Origin of the sequence: Metabacillus dongyingensis, from assembly GCF_019933155.2 — a bacterium.
GTDB lineage: Bacteria > Bacillota > Bacilli > Bacillales > Bacillaceae > Bacillus_P > Bacillus_P dongyingensis.
Window position 1 is genome coordinate 4,270,750 of the sequence record NZ_CP082944.1, and the last position, 17,187, is coordinate 4,287,936.

Here is a 17,187-nt window from a genome sequence, read left to right on the forward strand (position 1 = left end):
AAGCTCTTTTGCTCTCTTATTATTGAACTCTTGCAAATCCAAAGCCTGATGCGTGGTCATCACCTGTTGCCGCACCAATGCCGCCTTTTATATCATACAGCTTTGCACGGCGCTGCAGCTCTGCACGAACTTGAACGTTGCTTTGGCCTTTATTAGAAGACCAGATTTTCGCAGCAAGCCCAGATACGTGAGGAGTTGCCATAGATGTACCGCTGATCGTGTTGTAACCGCTGTTGATCCAAGTTGATTCAATAGCAGCACCAGGAGCTGAGACTTCAATATCACGCTCTCCAATAATATAGTCTCCATCTGTTGCCGAGTTACCGCGTGAAGAGAAGTTTGCCACACGGTATGTTCCATTTTGCTGAACATTTTCAAGAGCCGCAACAGCAACAGCATTTACTAGAGCGCCAGGATATCCAATCGTATTATTGCCTGATCCTGAGTTTCCGGCTGCTGCGATAACCAATGCACCTTTGCCATAAGCATAGTCTACTGCACTTGCAATTAAACTATCTTTACTGCTTGACCCAAGAGACATTGAGATGATGACTTTAGAACCAGTCCGTGTTCCTTCATCTGCAGCATGTCTGATAGCAGCTGCAATATCATCTGAGTAGCCAGAACCGCTGTCTGTCAGTACTTTGTATGCCCAAAGCTCAGATTGAGGTGCCACACCGTAGATTCCCTGTCCATCAGAACCGCCATTTGCAAGTGCCGTTCCTGCAACATGTGTTCCATGTCCATTGCGGTCTGTGCATGAATTATTAGTATAAGTTGTCCCAACTGTAAAATCTTTGCACTGCTCAGCATTTTGCGACAAATCAATATGGCTTGTCTGAACTCCGGTATCAAGAACAGCTATTTTAATGCCGTCACCTCCACTAGTTGATGTCAGCGAGCTGTTATTATAAATGGCTTTAATTCCCCATGGGGTTCTTGTGCTTGGAAGGGCCATTGTCTGAATCGGCTTTCCGGCAGCTACTTTAAAAGTCGGAACTTTTCCAACCTTGATTTTGCTGTTCTTCTGCAGTGCTTCTAATTGTTTCTGTGTAACGGTTGCTGTAAATCCATCTTTCCCAAAATCGCGCCGGACCTGATGACTTTTCTTCACTTTACCCTTTTCTGCATCAGTTCCCTTGATTACTACACGAATTGATTCATGTTTCACATCTGTTTTTACCTGCTCACTTGCAAAAGCGGCTGTCCCAAACATTGAAAGACTCATTGATAAACTTAATACTGCAGCTCCAAACGCTTTACCGATTTTCATTTCTTTTCCCCTCTCAAAATGTTAGTGTTTTATAACTTTAATCTATAAGCAAAATAAATATATAACATATTAACCATTATCACAATAATCTAAATTTACTAATAACTTTGTTGTAAAGCTATGCTAATTGATGCTAGTTTTTAATCCATATCCCTCTATTAGCCCGCTGTTTATTTTAAAAAAGCTTTAAATTAAAAAAACCACCTTCGTGAGGTGGTTCATGAATCCTATTACAGGCAGCAAATTAAAGATTAATCGACAATTTAAGACAAAGGATTCATTGATTAATAACGGCATCAAGAGATATATTAATCATAAGACAGAAATCGCGGGGTATGTGATGAGGGAAGATCAGGCATTTGCAAAAGGCTGTTTTTACGGAGTTATCCTATCGATTCCAATTTGGATTCTGATTTTTTATATCATATATAGAATTTAAAAAAACACAGGCTCCCCTGTGTTTATTTAAAAGTCTGTTCAAATATTTTATCTCTCACATAAATATCTTTATGATCAATCGCATGATCAGAAGCAACGATTAATCCTATTTTTGTGTCGTTTTGATCGCTTACAATGGTAAATGGGATTTTCTCTTTATTTGCAGCCTTGATATATTTAGACAAGGCTCCATAATCTATTGTTCCATTTAAAAAGAGTGTTTGGTTCTTTCTTGTTTCCAATGAGGCAAGCACTTCACTGTATATTTTATTTTGTCTCACTTGTCCAATGGTGAGAGCCACATATATTCTTTCTCTTAATGTGCCGAGGTAAACATTTCTCTCTTCCGGCTTCGTTTCAAACGTTCCGTAAATTCCCTGCTTGATATATAAATCGATCTGATCGTCTGACATGATGTCATTCTCCTTGTCTAAAGTCCATTATAGGATAAGTCTATCAGAGCAGAAAGCTGACATAAAATGATACGATTGTTTACCAATCAGTATATGATAAAATAATTTTAATCCACCCGAAGAAGGATACCCATAATGGAACACTAAGAATGGTTGCCCAGATCATTCCTTTGAAAAAGTTAGCATCTTTCATGATCAGCTCTCCCTCCGAATCTTCCTTACTATGCATTTTACCCTTCTCTTTGTTTTCTATAACTGCAGAAAAAAAGGAAACGCTTACATTAACTATAATTCTTTTTTTTCTTATGATATCCTCTATAAACATTTCATTATTTTTCTGCATTCCCTTAGGGGATTTCCTTGTCAAGTTTCACCTGTACTTCTTCGGCAGCATATAGTGTTTAAATCAAAGGCTGTTTTCTCACATCCCTTACGATCTCTGCCTGTTTACAAATCAGGCTTAACCGTTCATTAGAAAAGAGCCAGATCAATAGACCGCAAGGAGGAAAAGAATGCCGGCCATTTCAGGGATAGAATATCTGCAGCGCATGAAAGCATTAAAGCCTAATGTTTGGTTAAAGGGCCAAGCCATTACAGAAGATCTTATGATGCATCCCGTTTATAAAGGGGCTATGCAAACAAAAGCATCTCTTTATGATTTGCAGGTCGAAAAAGAGAATATCAGCTTTATGACATTCCCTTCCCCATTTACGCAAAATCGTGTAGGAATGTCCTATCTAGAGCCAAAGACAAAAGAAGATTTACAGAAAAGAAGAAAAATGATTGAATACTGGGCGAATGCAACATGCGGGATGATGGGGCGGAGTCCTGACTATATGAATACGGCATTAATGTCTTTATCAGCTGCATCTGCCATTGTCGGCGCTCAGGATGAAGAGTTTTCGAAAAACCTTCGGAACATGTACGAAACTGCGCTTGAACAGGATTTATCTTTTACACACAGCTTTATTAATCCGCAGGTAAATCGTTCGTCCTATTATTTTGAAACATCCAGGCAGCCGGTCGCAGCAAAAGTGATGAAAAAGACTGCAGACGGACTGGTTATTAAAGGAGCCAGATTGCTTGCAACAGAAGGCGGAATGACGGATGAAGTGCTGATTTTCCCTTCTGGCGGCAATAATCTGGGCGACGATTATGCATTTGCCTTCAGCATTCCGGCAAATACGCCTGGACTGAAATTTATCTGCCGCGAACCGTTTCATGCTGGTGAATCTGCTTTTAACTATCCGCTATCCTCACGCTTCGATGAAATGGATACGCTTCTCGTCTTTGAAAATGTTCTGGTTCCATGGGATCGCGTGTTTTTTTACCATAGACAGGATATTGCCTTTAACTTATTTAACAAAAGCGGGTTTATTTCGCATGCCCTTCATCAGGTTGTCACACGACAGACAGTGAAGATGCAATTTTTAATCGGACTTTCTCAATTATTGATCAATTCTATGGATGTATCTGAGTATGAACATATCCAGCTGAAACTGTCTGAAATGATATTAGGTCTTGAGAGCATGCACGCACTCCTGCTTAAATCAGAAGCAGAGGCCAAGATAGATGCCTTCGGAACGATGACTCCAAGCTCTCATCCGTTATACGCAGCCATCAATCTGTTTTCAAAGCTTTACCCTCACTACATTGGTCTTCTGCAGCAGATCGGGGCAGGCGGTTTAATGGTTCTGCCATCAGAGGAGGATTTCACTTCCCCTATCGGCAGGCACGTTGAGCAGTATCTGCAGGGAGCTTCACTTGATGCAAAAGCAAAAACAAAGCTGTTTCGATTAGTATGGGAACTGACGATGAGCTCTTTCGGCACGAGACAAACTCACTATGAAAGATACTTTTTTGGAGACCCGATCCGCCTTGCAAAAAATTTATACAGCGGTTATGCACGAGAAAAATACCTGGAAAGAGTCAAAGACTTTTTAGATCAAACGAAAGAAAGACCTCAGGAATGAGATCTTTCTTTTTTTCTAACGCCAACTCTTCCTGAAAAAAAGGTTGCACCCCCGCCCATATCTGATATCCGGTCTGGCGTAAGTGAGTTCACGAGCTGTTTTTTCCCGGGTTCATCTGACCATAATCCTTGGCTGACGACTACACCCGGCAATACGTTCTCTCCAACTGAAACTGTCAGCTCACATTCACCCCGGGCATTCCAAACGACAGCCATATCTCCACTTTCCAAACGAAGCATCCTGGCGTCCTTACTATTCATATGCAGCTTAGGAGCTTTTTCAAGGAATTTATGTTTTTCATTGTTTGAAAACGTGGAGTTTAAAAAGTTATGATTTGGACCAGGGACAAAGAGGAAAGGCAAATCGCTTTCTTTGACGAGCGGTGAAAATGTCGGCAAAGGCTGATATCCTGCTTTCTCCATGACACGTGAGTAAAGCTCTATTTTCCCGCTTGGAGTGTTAAGTCTTCCCGGAAATAGCGGTTTTACATTTGCTTTCACATATTTCTTCTTCTTCAAATCCTGAAAAGTGATCTTATCCATATACGGATTTTGAGGATTGTTCAGCGCCTGATCAATCATCTCTTCATCTGAATCTTTAAATGCCTGTTCTGTAAATCCCATTCCTTCCGCTAAAAGCCTGAACACTTCGACGTTTGATTTTGACTCTCCATATGCTTCAACTACCGGCTCCTGCAAGTGAAGATAATGATGCCAGTATGACGTATAAAAATCTGTATTCTCAAAGGCTGATGCTGCAGGGAGGACGATATCAGCATATGCCGCAGTCTCGGTTAAAAACAAATCATGGACCACCAGAAATAAATCTTCCCGCTCTAATCCCATTTTCACTTTATTAGCCTCTGGAGCGACGACTGCAGGATTGCTTCCATATACAAACATGGACTTTATCGCCGGATCGGCATTTAGAAGCTCTTCGCCAATTAAGTTCATATTGATGATTCTGGTCTGTTTTTTCTGGAGGAGGTCAGGGCGCTGCAGAGCATCTGTATTAAATGCCAAATATCCTGAATTGCCTTTAATAGCACCCCCTCCTTTATTCAGCCACTGGCCGGTCAGAGCTGGAAGACAGGCAATAGTCCTAATGCACATGCCGCCATTATCATGATGCTGCAGGCCATTGCCGATTCGAATACAGGATGGTGATGTTTGGCCGTACATTCTAGCCAGTTTTAATAGGTCATCTGCTGGAACTCCTGTTATTTCTGATACTGTATTCGGATCATATTGAACTACATGACTTCTCAGTTCTTCGTGTCCAACTGTGTAGTTTTCAAGGAAATCAATGTCCTCCATGTTTTCCTTAAACAAGATATGCATGATTCCAAGCGCGAGGGCACCGTCCGTTCCCGGAAGAATCGGAATAAACCAGTCTGCAAGTCTCCCAGTCTGATTTTTGTGAACATCAATGACGATGATTTTGGCCCCATTTTTACGCGCCTTTTGAGCAAGTGCCACTTGATGCATATTTGTGCTGACCGCATTAATGCCCCACATAATAAACAGCTTAGTATGTACAGTATCCTCTGGATCGATCCCAAAGCTTCCTCCCATTGTATACTTGTAGCCTGTTGAACCCGCAATTTGGCAAATTGTCTGATCAAGTCTGCTAGCGCCGAGCTTATGAAAGAAACGGCGATCCATTCCCTCAGCATTCAAATTACCCATATTTCCATAGAAACTGTATGGAAGAATGCTTTCCGGCCCATCCGTTTCAATAAGTGTTTTCCATTTAGAAGTAATAGTCCCAAGGGCTTCGTTCCAGCTGATCCGCTCAAATTGTTTTGAGCCCTTTTTCCCTGTCCTTTTTAAAGGATATTGCAGCCTCTTCTCATCATAGATGCGTTCAGCCATGTGCCGCACTTTATTGCAAATGCTGCCTTTTGTAACGGGATGCTCCGGATCCCCTTCCACTTTTATGATTCTGCCGGCTTTCTTATGGACAAGAAGTCCGCATTGATCAGGACAATCCAATGAACAAACAGATGGAAAGACACCATCCCGCTTTTCGATATAAGAATGCATATGGTTTCTCCTTTTATGAGAATAGTTGTCTCAATGATAGAATAGTTTTAACTTTCTATCAAGAATTCCTTTTTCATTCGTTTTAGACATAAAAAAACTGAAGAAAGTTCTCTCTCTTCAGCAATGTTTCCTATTGTTTTGTTGATGTTGATTCTCTCATTTTCAGTGTGGATGGAACCAGTACTTTAAGTGGCGTATCTCTATGCTCAATTACTTGCTCTTGTAATAGCTTCAATGCGATTTTTGCTATCTCAGCTGATGATACATGAATGGCAGTCAAGGAAGGGGCAAAGTAATGAGCTTCAGGAACATCATAAAAACTGACAATTGAGACATCCTCTGGTATCTTTACATTTTCCTCGCGCAGCGCCATGATAGCGGCAAGGGACATGACACTGCTTTGAATGATATAGGCATCAGCAAGCTTTCTGTTTGAAGCAGCTTCCTTTAGAATCCTGTATCCTTCCGTTCCGTACGGTTCTGTCAGGTAAATATGCTCTTCTGACAAAAGATTCGCTTTTTCTAGCTGCTCTTTCATTGTCTGCCCCCAATTAGAAGCGCCTATGTATCCAATTCGTTCATGTCCCATATCTTTTAGATGCGAAATAACGAGCTCTGTCATTTGAGCAAGATCTATACTTACGATATCTTCAGTGGAATCGGCAGTCCAATCTGTAACAAACACGATATTCTTTGAAACCTTTTTCAGCTTTTCCAAATCGTTTTTCTGTAAACGGCCTATGACAATGATCCCATCCAAAGGCTCCATTTTATTAGTCGAATTGATATTTTCATAGCGGATGGTCTCTTTAATATGGACGTTATTTAGGAGGCATGCCTGCTCAACATGCTTCCTTAGTGCGATAAAAAAAGGATTTTCCAGCTCTCCGCCCGCAGCATCTAAAATGGCAAGTGCAATATGGATGCAGTTGTTACTGGCCGAAGACATTTGCATCTCTGTTAATCGGTAGTTTAATGTTTCTGCGGCCTGAAAAATTCTCGATTTCGTTTCTTCAGAGACCGTTGATTCAGCATTTTCATGGAGCACTTCATATGCTGCAGCAGCAGACACCTTGGAAAGCTTTGCAATCTCATTGATCGTTGTCATCCCTACACCTCTTCATTCATTGAATTCATAGGTTTTAATACCCTTTTTCAAGCAAAAAGAAAACCCTCTCTCAGGATAAGAAAGGGTCATTCGTTTAGCCATTGAAAATAGTTGGCTGATCGATAATGTCAAAATCATAAAAATTTGTAATGCTTTTTTCATCTGTAATCACCGTGAAGTCTCCTGTATTGAGTGTACCCGAACCAACAGAGAATTTACTTGTGCTTTTTGGCGAGAGGGCAAAGACATCCCCGGCACTAACAGCACCGGTGCTTGATTCAATAATAATGGGACCAACAAAAGCCGGCATATAATCTCCTCCTTTATTTTTTATTAGACTATGCCGAAAAGGGCTCTTGGGTTTCTTATAATAAAGGACCTGTAAAATAATAATGTAGTTCATACAGCCAAAGGCTGATTGCTTATACGTTATAGAATGAATAATAAGATAACAGAAATAATCCCAGCAGGACAATCACAGAGGGGGCAAATGAACACTAGAAAAGCCGCCAGTTACACCGGCGGCTTTCTATCGTTTTCATCTCTGTTATTTTTTCGGTTATCTGTCTCCTGCTTATACCTATTTCTTAATTTCACCAGCCTGATGACGTGTAAAAGAACAGCTTTTAGTACCGCATATGTCGGCACAGCTAAAATCATTCCTAAAATACCGCCAAAGCTGCCTGCGCCAATCAGCAGGAGAATGATGGTGAGCGGGTGTGTGTTTAATCTCTTGCCGATAATTAATGGTGAAAGAATATTTCCGTCAATCTGCTGAACAACGGTTACAACAACTGCAGCGATCAAAGCTTTAGTCGGTGAATCGAGGAGAGCAATCACCACTGCAGGTGCAGCGCCGATAAATGGTCCTAAATAAGGGATGATGTTTGCAACAGCTACAATTATCCCGAGTATGAGCGCATAGTCAAGTCCAATCAGCGTATATCCGATAAAGCAGCCTGTCCCGACAAAGAGAGAAACAAGCAGCTGGCCCTGTATATATGCGGCAAGTGTCTTATAAAGGTCTTCAAAAATTTTGATGCCTTCACGTCTATACGCTGCAGGCAGAATTTTGACTGCTGTGACGGGAAACTTATGCCCGTCTTTCAGCATGTAGAATAAAATGAATGGAACCGTGATGACGATAAGGGTAATATTTGTAACAAAACCCAGAACCTTTGTTACAGATGATGTAATGCTTTCCGGCAGCGTTGTCGTCAGATTGCCCAATGATTTTTCCATTTTGTCGATCGTTTCCTCAATTGAAACATATTCTTGTGTCATCACCCATGTAAACCAGCGGGACTCAGACAGGTTCATGATGAACTGCCTGATTTCAGTTATGTATCTGGGGAAATTTTTAAACAAGTCTGTGAACTGCTGAGAAACAACCGGTCCGACTGTGGATAAAAGCAGCAAGATCAATCCGATAAAGATGAGATACAAGATAAGGATTGCAAGTGTTCTTGGCACTTTGTTTTTTTCTAACAGCTTAACCACAGGGCTGAAAATAAAAAACAGGATACCGGCAATCAAAATCGGGAAGAACAGCGTAGATGCAAAAACAATCAGCGGCTGAAATAAAAACGAAACCTTCGTACTTACGTAAAAAATTAACAGCAGCAGCAAAATTTCAATCGTCCAAAAATGAACCTTTGACTTATTCAGGTTACATCCTCCTCTGCTTCATTATGCCTGTTTCAAACGTACTATGAGAATGAAAGAGTGTCAAATTAAGATTTGATGAAGCTTAACCCATTCAGAGCTGAATGAAGCATCTTGGTAATCTTTTCCTGAATTTAAAGAAAAAGCTATGCACTGAGCATAGCTTTCATAATAAACAGATTAATTTTCTTCAGCAACAAGTTCTTCTACAGCTTTTTCAAGCTTAAAGATTTCTATTACTCTAATCAAGTGGCCTTCCATTTCTTTTGCAAAAAACTCATAGCCATCTAAAATGATGCTTTCTCCTTGCTGGATGTCGATATTTTCTGTCAGCATCCATCCGCCGATCGTGTCTACATCCGTATCATCGATATCTAGACCGAGCAGATTATTCACTTCATAGATAAGGACCTTTCCGTCCAGCAAGTAATGGCCTTCGCCTTTCTTCTGAACCTCAGGAACCTCATCCTGGTCAAATTCATCACGGATCTCTCCAACAATTTCCTCGATAATATCTTCAACTGTTACAAGTCCGGCCGTTCCGCCGTATTCATCTACGAGAATCGCCATATGAACGCGTTCTTTTTGCATCTTTATTAATAAATCATGAATTGGAATCGATTCGATGACTTGAATAACAGGGCGGATATACTTATCAATCGTGCTCTTTTTGCGTTCTTCTTCGGATAATGAAAAAATGTCAGTGAAGATCTCCTTGAGATTAATCATACCAAGGACGTGATCTTTGTCTCCGTTTACAACCGGATAGCGAGTATATTTTTCCATACTCATTGTCTCAAGGTTGTCTTGAAACGATTTCTCTACTGAAGCAGCTACAATTTCAGTTCGAGGCACCATAATTTCTTTTGCTACACGATCATCAAATTCGAAAATTTTGTTCATATACTTTAATTCAGATTGGTTGATTTCTCCGCTCTCATAACTTTCTGAAAGAATAATGCGAAGCTCTTCCTCAGTATGAGCAAGCTCATGCTCAGATGCAGGCTTTAGTCCAAAAAGACCTGTTACTACGCGGGCAGAACCATTTAGCACCCAAATGAATGGGAACATAATACGGTAGAACCAAATCAATGGAGCTGCAAATAAAAGTGTCACAGCCTCTGCTTTTTGGATCGCTACTGTTTTAGGAGCAAGCTCTCCAATAACAACGTGCAAGAACGTAACAGATGCGAATGCAATACCGAAAGTTATAATATGGGAAACCGATTCGTTAATTTCAAAGTTATCGAATACCGGTCTGAGAAGACGTTCCACTGTTGGCTCCCCCAACCACCCAAGACCTAAGGCTGTTACCGTGATTCCTAGCTGACACGCTGATAAGTATTCATCTAAATGAGTTGTTACTTTTTTTGCAGCCACTGCCCCTTTTTTACCTTCTGCAATCAATTGATCCAATCGTGAACTGCGGATTTTGACAATCGCAAATTCTGATGCAACGAAAAAAGCTGTTAAAGCAATTAAAATCGCCACGAATAACAAGTTAACTATGTCCAAAACACCCTTATTCCCTAATAGAGAATAAGGAGTCACCTCCTAAAATAGTAAGTTATCAGTTTAAAATATCCGTAAACTATAAAATCAATGAAGCAGAATCATTAATGATTGCATAAGCGCCATGCTCTGCGGAGAGATGCGGCTTGCTATGATTTCCTGATTTTCCCCATTCATTTTATCAAAAATTGGTTTCAGCTCATTTATTTCATGTTCGAGCTGTTTCATATGCTTAGCCAGTATTTCGGCTTGTTTGATTAGCTTATCTTCTTCATTGGTTTGACTTCTCTTAAGTTCCAGTCTTTCTTTAATATCCTGCAGACACATATTGAATAACTTGCATTCCTCAATAAACTGAATGTCGTTAAGTGCCTGTTCAGAATAGAGGCGATAGTTGGACTTAGAAGTCTTATCTACATGGAGCAGCCCAATTTGAGTATAGTAATCAATTGTTCTCTTTGATACGTTTGCTAATTTTGCTAGTTCGCCAATTCGATACAATGCCCCATCTTATCACCCCAATAAAAAAAGATTACTCCTATCATACCTTTTTTTTAACTGTACAGTCAAACGTTACGGTTATGGAAGCTGTTCTCTTAACCTGCCCTTCCCCAGTTGTATACTATTTGTGACAGAGAGGCGCCAGGTTCCATCCAATATAAGGATGGGACCTGGCGCCTCTCTTTTTACCTGAATACATGCAATCGTTGATTCAGTTCTTTTGTTTGTTGATATATGTCTTTATATATCTGGTATATTTCTTCATATACGATCACGTTTTCAGGGATTGGGCTGAATTCTTTTTCATACTGAATAAATGTTTCTGTACAATCTTCAATAGTATCGAACCAGCCGCAGCCCACTGCTGCAATTATGGCAGCTCCAAGAGCAGGCCCCTGCTCGCTTGTTAATTTAACAATCGTTGCATTAAAAATATCTGCCTGCATTTGCAGCCATAGTTCACTTTTCGCCCCTCCTCCTATGGAGATGATTTTATTAATTTCTTTCTTGCCTGTGGTTCTCATCAACTCCAGTGAATCATGTAAAGAGAACGTAATTCCCTCAAGTACGGCACGAGCGAAGTGATCGAAGGAATGTGAACCATCCATTCCGATAAAGCTGGCACGAATATTGGAATCTGCGTAAGGGGTTCGTTCTCCTGCTAAATAAGGTGTAAATAGAAGACCATTTGAGCCAATTGGAACAGAAGACACACCTTGAAGCATTTCTTCAAACTTCTTTTCCTTTGCGAAGGTATTCTTAAACCAGCTTAAGCTATATCCTGCTGCCAATGTTACTCCCATAAGGTAATAACTATTCGGCTTGGCATGGTTGAAAAAGTGCAGGATGCCGCGGAAATCCTGCTCTTTTTTCTCTTCGTATGACAGAAGGACCCCAGAAGTTCCTATACTGCAAAGTGCAGCCCCATCATTCACAATGCCCGCACCAAGGGCACCGCATGCATTATCTGCTCCGCCAGCAAACACCTTTGTTTCTTCGGCAAGCCCCATTGAACTCGCCATTTCCGGAAGAAGAGTCCCTACACAGTCAAAAGAGGATACAAGCTCTGGACAAAGAGCGGCAGAAATGGAAAAGGCACTGCATATTTCCTCGCTCCACTCTTTGTTTGTTACATCTAATAACAGTGTTCCTGCAGCATCTGAGTACTCCATATGCAGTGCGCCTGTGAGACGATAGCGAACATAATCCTTTGGCAAAACAAATGCAATGGCCTTTTCATAAATCTCAGGTTCATGCTGCTTTACCCACAATAATTTTGGCAATGTAAACCCTTCTAATGACTTATTTTTCGTGATATCTAACAGCCGGTTCCCTAAAACATCAACGATTTCCTGACATTGCGAAGTTGTTCTTGTATCATTCCATAAAATAGCCGGCCGTATTGAATGACCCTTATCGCCTACTAGCACTAACCCATGCATTTGCCCCGAAAAACTTATTCCTTTTACTGATTGAGGAGAAATCGATACCTTTTCGGTTAATTCCGCTACAGCACTGAGAGTTTGCGTTACCCAATCTTCCGGATTTTGTTCACTGTAACCTGCCTGCGGCTGAAATAGTTCATACTCTCGTACTGCTTCTCCTGAAACTGAACCTTTTTCGTCTACCAATACCACTTTTACAGAGCTTGTTCCTAGATCAATTCCAAGTACGTATTCCATTTAAGTTACCCCCAAAATATGAAAAGCGCCTCCTGACAACAAACAGGGAAACTGTCCATTTGTAGAAGGCGCTTCTTCTAATCTGTTTTTTAGAAAATATACTCATTTAACGCTGCTTTAACATGCTCTATTCGGTCGGAAGCATTTTTAATATTTTTGTTCTGCATTGTATACGTTTCTAAAGCTTTGAAGTCTGCCTTTCCGTTTACAATGTCTAAGCCAATACCTTCTTTGAAGGACGCATAGCGCTTATCAATTAGATTATCAAAGAATCTTTCTTCTTTTAATCTTGCAGCAATCTTCAATCCTCTTGCAAATGTATCCATTCCTGCAATATGTGCCAAGAACAAATCTTCTGCTTCGAAGGAAGAACGACGTACTTTAGCGTCGAAATTAACGCCTCCGGTATGTAATCCGCCATTTTCAAGAATTTCATACATTGATAGAGTAACAGCATATAAATCTGTCGGAAATTCATCTGTATCCCATCCCAGCAATAAGTCGCCCTGGTTAGCATCAATGGACCCTAACATACCGTTAACTCTTGCCACTCGTAATTCATGTTCAAATGTATGTCCAGCCAATGTAGCATGGTTTGCTTCTAGATTTAATTTAAAATCATGGTGTAAATCATATTTTTGTAAAAATGCAATCGTGGTAGCCGCATCATAATCGTACTGATGCTTTGTTGGTTCTTTTGGTTTTGGCTCGATTAAAAATTGGCCAGTGTAGCCAATCTCTTTCGCGTAGTCAATGGCCATATGGTAAAACTTAGCCAGGTTGTCCATCTCTAACTTCAGATCAGTATTATATAGAGATTCGTAGCCTTCACGGCCGCCCCAGAACACATAGTTTTCAGATCTTAATTCCTTTGCTGTTTCTAATCCTTTTTTCACTTGTGCTGCTGCATAGGCATAAACATCTGCGTTGGACGATGTGGCTGCCCCGTGAACAAACCGCGGATTGGTAAACATGTTAGCTGTGTTCCATAATAACTTTATATTGTTTGTTTTCATGTAATCTTTGAACATCGCAACAATTTGATCTAAGTTTGAGTTTGTTTCCTGCAATGTGTCTCCTTCAGGCGCGATATCGCGATCATGGAAGCAGAAGTAAGGTACATCTAACTTTTCAAATAACTCAAATGCTGCTTCTGCACGTTTTTTAGCAACATCCATCGCACTTCCGCCATCCCACGGGCGAATCATAGTGCCCGCACCGAATGGATCCGATCCATTCGCAGTAAAAGTATGCCAGTAGGCTACGGCAAAGCGCAAATGCTCCTTCATTGTTTTACCTGAAACAATTTCCTGCGGATTATAATGCTTGAATGCAAAAGGATTTTTTGACTCTTTTCCTTCAAATTTAATTTTATTTATGTTTTGGAAATAACTCATATCTCTATTCCTCCATTATCCTTTAATTGCACTTTTCAAAATAAATTGCTCAACCATAACATCTCTTCACTATTTAACAGCACCATCCGAAACACCTTTAATAATATGCTTCTGCAGGAACACGTATAGGATGATGACAGGAAGAATAGCAATCAATAATGCTGCAAGTGCTAAGTGCCATTGTTTTGAAAACTCTCCAAAAAAATAGAACATTTTCAACGGAATGGTATACATCCCTTCTTTATTAATAACAAGTGACGGCAACAAGTAATCATTCCAGAACCAGATAGAATTAAGAACAATGACCGTAACAGTCGTTGGTTTTAACATAGGCAAGATAATATACCAATAGATTTGCAATTTATTGCAGCCATCAATAGTCGCAGCCTCATCCAAGGATTTTGGGATCGACCTAAGTGCGCCGTAGTATAAAAAGATTGCCATACTGCTGCCTAATCCTAAATACATGAACACTAGGCCTACGCGATTCAGCATACCTACACTGCCAAAACTCGTCATAAGCGGAATCATAATCGCTTGGAATGGAATCAGCATTGCCACTGCAAAAAGGAAATAAATAAATGAACTTACTTTACTATTATTACGAGATAGAGCGTAGGCAGCCATTGAGGCGCAAACTACTAAGACAAATACGCTTACAACGGTAATAATGACGGAATTCATCATACTTCTTACGAAATCCAATTCAACGAAAGCTTCTAAATAGTTATCGATAACTGGTTGTTGAGGAATGCCTAAAGTATTGACAAAAATCTCTTTCTTTGCCTTTAAGGAGTTAACCAGCACGAGATAAAATGGATAAAGCCATACTAAAGCCGTTATAACACCGACTATACCAATGACAGCTGGAAGAACCTTTTTGCTTCTCACAGTTCTACCTCCCTTTTTCTCGTAATATAAATTTGCACTATAGAAATGATGACGATAATAATTAAGAATACAACAGCTTTCGCCTGTGCATATGACATGTCTTGAATACCGAATGCTGTGTTATAAATATTCATAGCCGTCATTTCAGTTGAATTGAATGGACCGCCTGCTGTTAAGGCCATATTCTGATCATATACTTTAAACGCCCCAGATAGGGTCAAGAATAAGCTAACTGTAAAAGCTGGCGCCAGCATTGGAAATTTAATTCTCCAAAAACGCTGCCAGGAATTAGCACCATCAATCTCTGCTGCCTCTAAGAGTTCTTCAGGGATATTATTTAAAAATGAAATGTAGATAATCATTATATATCCAGCCATTTGCCAGACATATAAAATGACAAGACCCCAGAATCCGGTTTCTGTCGTTGAAAGCCAGCCGGACAAGAAGGAGAATCCGGTAATACCGGAAATGGATTCAAATGATTTAATAAAAATAAACTGCCAGATGAAACCCAATATAATTCCGCCAATCAGGTTTGGCATAAAAAACGCCGTACGCAGCGCTGTATTAAGTTTAAATTTCTGGGTAACCAGCAAAGCTAACGCTAATCCGATAACGTTAATGCCAATGACAGCTGCAACGGCAAACTTTCCTGTAAAAACTAATGAATTCATAAATCCTTCATCTGTAAGCAGACGTTTATAATTATCCAAACCGACAAATTTATCCACATAATTTCCATCCCAATTAGTAAATGAATAATAGATGCCCATAATCAAAGGCATAGCAAGAACTATAAATAGAGCTGCTAGACACAGTGATAGAAAGGCCCAATAGGAAACGCTTTTATTACTCACTGTAATGAACCTCCTAAGACGAGACTGAATCAAAAAGGGTCCGACTTCCACTCTCAATATCCAGTGTTCCTAAAAGCAATAAATATTGTTTTTGTGGGGTCAGACACATTTGGTTTTTAAGTCTTCCTCATTATTTATTCGTTGCTGCGCAGCTCTTCCCAAGATTTAGATGCTGATTTTGTAAACTCATCCCATGTAATATCGCCAGTTAGATATTTTTGGAATTCTGGATGAAGACCGCTTTGGAACCAACCATTCGGATAGCTGCCATGAATCCAAACTGTGTTGTTTCCGTCCGATAAATGCTGATAAATTACTTTTGAAACTGGATCTTTAATAGAATCTGCGTCATTGCCTTTGTATGCAGGAATATATTTAAAATCTTCTATTAATGATTTTTTTCCTTCCTTAGATGTATACACCCAGTCTAAGAATTTTTTTGATTCTTCAACAACTTTCTCATCTTCATTTTTGTTGATGCCCCAGAACCATGAAGGACCTGCTGCAACAGTGCCTGGTTCACCATCTTTTAAGAACATTGGGACTAAAGCTAATTTCTCTTGAGAGAATGTTTCATCAATACCATCTAAAGTCGGAATAATCCAGTTCCCTTGATGAATAATTGCAACTTTTCCATTAGCGAATTTTTCTTCCACAGATGTACTATAATCGATGGATACTATCGGCTGAAGGTTATATTTGTTCATTAAATCAGTGTATTGATTAAATTGATTACCATACTCAAATGAAGGTTTTTCAGCTTCAAGTGCCGCATTTAAATCATTTTCGTACGCTAATGACATAAAATTACTAGAGTATTGAGAAACAACCCAGTTTTCTTTGGCACTGAAAGCAAATACCGCATCAATTCCTAATTCTTTCTTTTTTGAATCAATTGTTTTAACTGCGTTTTCGAAATCCGCAAATGATTGGATGGATTCAACTTCAATTCCTGCCTTTTTGAAGATTTCCTTGTTGACCATCCAGCCAAAACCTTCAATGTTATAAGGCAAGCCATATGAAACTCCATCAATGGTTGCTCCCCCTAATGTTCCTTCAATCGCAAGCTTTGCTGCTTCCGTTTCTGAAACATCCAATAAAGTCTTTTGCCACTTTTTCGCATCATTTAATCCGCCCATCATAAAAATGGAAGGTTCATCACCTGAAGAGAATTTTGCTTGTAATGCTGCTGGTGCATCCTGACCGCCGCCAACAGTAGTAACATTGATATCAACATTTTTATTTTGACTTTCATATGTTTCTACTAATTCATCAAGCTGTTTTTTTGTTTCAACTTTTATATTGAAAACATCAACTACTACTTTATCGTCAGACCCTCCTTTTGTTACATTTGAAGATGAACATGCCGTTGCTACTAACGAAACACTGAGTACACTGCTTAATAATAATGCAGTTCTTTTTTTCATTAAAT

Annotated in this window: 16 protein-coding genes; 2 read left to right on the top strand and 14 right to left on the bottom strand. The window is 39.9% G+C overall.

What is annotated here, in order from left to right:
* Nucleotides 1-19 precede the first annotated feature (19 nt).
* Nucleotides 20-1,273 carry a S8 family peptidase gene (locus tag K8L98_RS21240; RefSeq protein ID WP_223437905.1) on the bottom strand — a complete coding sequence of 418 codons (1,254 nt, stop codon included), beginning with the start codon at nt 1,271-1,273 and terminating at the stop codon, nt 20-22.
* A gap of 220 nt (nt 1,274-1,493) precedes the next feature.
* Between K8L98_RS21240 and K8L98_RS21245 the strand changes: the two genes are divergently transcribed.
* On the top strand, nt 1,494-1,712 hold the full coding sequence (locus K8L98_RS21245) for a hypothetical protein (protein WP_223437907.1): 219 nt from the start codon (nt 1,494-1,496) through the stop codon (nt 1,710-1,712).
* 22 nt (nt 1,713-1,734) lie between these two features.
* Here the strand turns inward: K8L98_RS21245 and K8L98_RS21250 are convergent, their stop codons facing one another.
* Nucleotides 1,735-2,124, bottom strand: a complete 390-nt coding sequence (locus tag K8L98_RS21250) for a YueI family protein (protein WP_223437909.1) — start codon at nt 2,122-2,124, stop codon at nt 1,735-1,737.
* Between the two features lie 79 nt (nt 2,125-2,203).
* Nucleotides 2,204-2,491 carry a hypothetical protein gene (locus tag K8L98_RS21255; protein WP_243550983.1) on the bottom strand — a complete coding sequence of 96 codons (288 nt, stop codon included), beginning with the start codon at nt 2,489-2,491 and terminating at the stop codon, nt 2,204-2,206.
* 145 nt (nt 2,492-2,636) lie between these two features.
* Between K8L98_RS21255 and hpaB the strand changes: the two genes are divergently transcribed.
* Complete coding sequence (gene hpaB / locus K8L98_RS21260; RefSeq protein ID WP_223437913.1) at nt 2,637-4,097, top strand: 4-hydroxyphenylacetate 3-monooxygenase, oxygenase component; 1,461 nt, start codon at nt 2,637-2,639, stop codon at nt 4,095-4,097.
* On the opposite strand, the gene K8L98_RS21265 is transcribed toward hpaB, so the two are convergent.
* The 11 genes from K8L98_RS21265 to K8L98_RS21315 all read right to left on the bottom strand — a co-directional run bounded on the left by K8L98_RS21265 (nt 4,088) and on the right by K8L98_RS21315 (nt 17,182).
* Nucleotides 4,088-6,142: a molybdopterin-dependent oxidoreductase gene (locus K8L98_RS21265; protein ID WP_223437915.1), complete on the bottom strand. Its 2,055-nt coding sequence runs from the start codon at nt 6,140-6,142 to the stop codon at nt 4,088-4,090. The genes hpaB and K8L98_RS21265 overlap by 10 nt on opposite strands.
* 130 nt (nt 6,143-6,272) lie before the next feature.
* Nucleotides 6,273-7,250: a LacI family DNA-binding transcriptional regulator gene (locus K8L98_RS21270; protein ID WP_223437917.1), complete on the bottom strand. Its 978-nt coding sequence runs from the start codon at nt 7,248-7,250 to the stop codon at nt 6,273-6,275.
* A gap of 94 nt (nt 7,251-7,344) precedes the next feature.
* Complete coding sequence (locus K8L98_RS21275) at nt 7,345-7,560, bottom strand: spore germination protein (protein ID WP_223437919.1); 216 nt, start codon at nt 7,558-7,560, stop codon at nt 7,345-7,347.
* A gap of 203 nt (nt 7,561-7,763) precedes the next feature.
* A complete protein-coding gene (locus tag K8L98_RS21280; protein ID WP_223443654.1) occupies nt 7,764-8,918 on the bottom strand; it encodes an AI-2E family transporter in 1,155 nt (384 codons plus the stop codon).
* A gap of 177 nt (nt 8,919-9,095) precedes the next feature.
* On the bottom strand, nt 9,096-10,430 hold the full coding sequence (locus K8L98_RS21285) for a hemolysin family protein (protein ID WP_223437921.1): 1,335 nt from the start codon (nt 10,428-10,430) through the stop codon (nt 9,096-9,098).
* 84 nt (nt 10,431-10,514) lie between these two features.
* Entirely contained in the window at nt 10,515-10,928 is a 414-nt protein-coding gene (locus K8L98_RS21290) for a MerR family transcriptional regulator (protein ID WP_223437923.1), read from the bottom strand.
* A 185-nt stretch (nt 10,929-11,113) separates the two neighbouring features.
* Complete coding sequence (xylB, locus tag K8L98_RS21295; RefSeq protein WP_223437925.1) at nt 11,114-12,610, bottom strand: xylulokinase; 1,497 nt, start codon at nt 12,608-12,610, stop codon at nt 11,114-11,116.
* An 89-nt stretch (nt 12,611-12,699) separates the two neighbouring features.
* On the bottom strand, nt 12,700-14,007 hold the full coding sequence (xylA, locus tag K8L98_RS21300; RefSeq protein WP_223437927.1) for a xylose isomerase: 1,308 nt from the start codon (nt 14,005-14,007) through the stop codon (nt 12,700-12,702).
* A 69-nt stretch (nt 14,008-14,076) separates the two neighbouring features.
* Nucleotides 14,077-14,898: a carbohydrate ABC transporter permease gene (locus K8L98_RS21305; protein ID WP_223437929.1), complete on the bottom strand. Its 822-nt coding sequence runs from the start codon at nt 14,896-14,898 to the stop codon at nt 14,077-14,079.
* Nucleotides 14,895-15,755: a carbohydrate ABC transporter permease gene (locus K8L98_RS21310; protein ID WP_223437931.1), complete on the bottom strand. Its 861-nt coding sequence runs from the start codon at nt 15,753-15,755 to the stop codon at nt 14,895-14,897. Before K8L98_RS21310 ends, K8L98_RS21305 begins: the two co-directional genes overlap by 4 nt.
* A gap of 134 nt (nt 15,756-15,889) precedes the next feature.
* A complete protein-coding gene (locus K8L98_RS21315) occupies nt 15,890-17,182 on the bottom strand; it encodes an ABC transporter substrate-binding protein (RefSeq protein ID WP_223437933.1) in 1,293 nt (430 codons plus the stop codon).
* Nucleotides 17,183-17,187 lie beyond the last annotated feature (5 nt).

Coding starts and splice junctions, on each gene's coding strand:
- K8L98_RS21250 (WP_223437909.1), bottom strand. CDS start 2,124: ATGTCAGACGATCAGATCGATTTATATATCAAGCAGGGAATTTACGGA.
- xylB (WP_223437925.1), bottom strand. CDS start 12,610: ATGGAATACGTACTTGGAATTGATCTAGGAACAAGCTCTGTAAAAGTG.
- K8L98_RS21275 (WP_223437919.1), bottom strand. CDS start 7,560: ATGCCGGCTTTTGTTGGTCCCATTATTATTGAATCAAGCACCGGTGCT.
- K8L98_RS21270 (WP_223437917.1), bottom strand. CDS start 7,250: ATGACAACGATCAATGAGATTGCAAAGCTTTCCAAGGTGTCTGCTGCT.
- hpaB (WP_223437913.1), top strand. CDS start 2,637: ATGCCGGCCATTTCAGGGATAGAATATCTGCAGCGCATGAAAGCATTA.
- xylA (WP_223437927.1), bottom strand. CDS start 14,007: ATGAGTTATTTCCAAAACATAAATAAAATTAAATTTGAAGGAAAAGAG.
- K8L98_RS21315 (WP_223437933.1), bottom strand. CDS start 17,182: ATGAAAAAAAGAACTGCATTATTATTAAGCAGTGTACTCAGTGTTTCG.
- K8L98_RS21245 (WP_223437907.1), top strand. CDS start 1,494: ATGAATCCTATTACAGGCAGCAAATTAAAGATTAATCGACAATTTAAG.
- K8L98_RS21240 (WP_223437905.1), bottom strand. CDS start 1,273: ATGAAAATCGGTAAAGCGTTTGGAGCTGCAGTATTAAGTTTATCAATG.
- K8L98_RS21265 (WP_223437915.1), bottom strand. CDS start 6,142: ATGCATTCTTATATCGAAAAGCGGGATGGTGTCTTTCCATCTGTTTGT.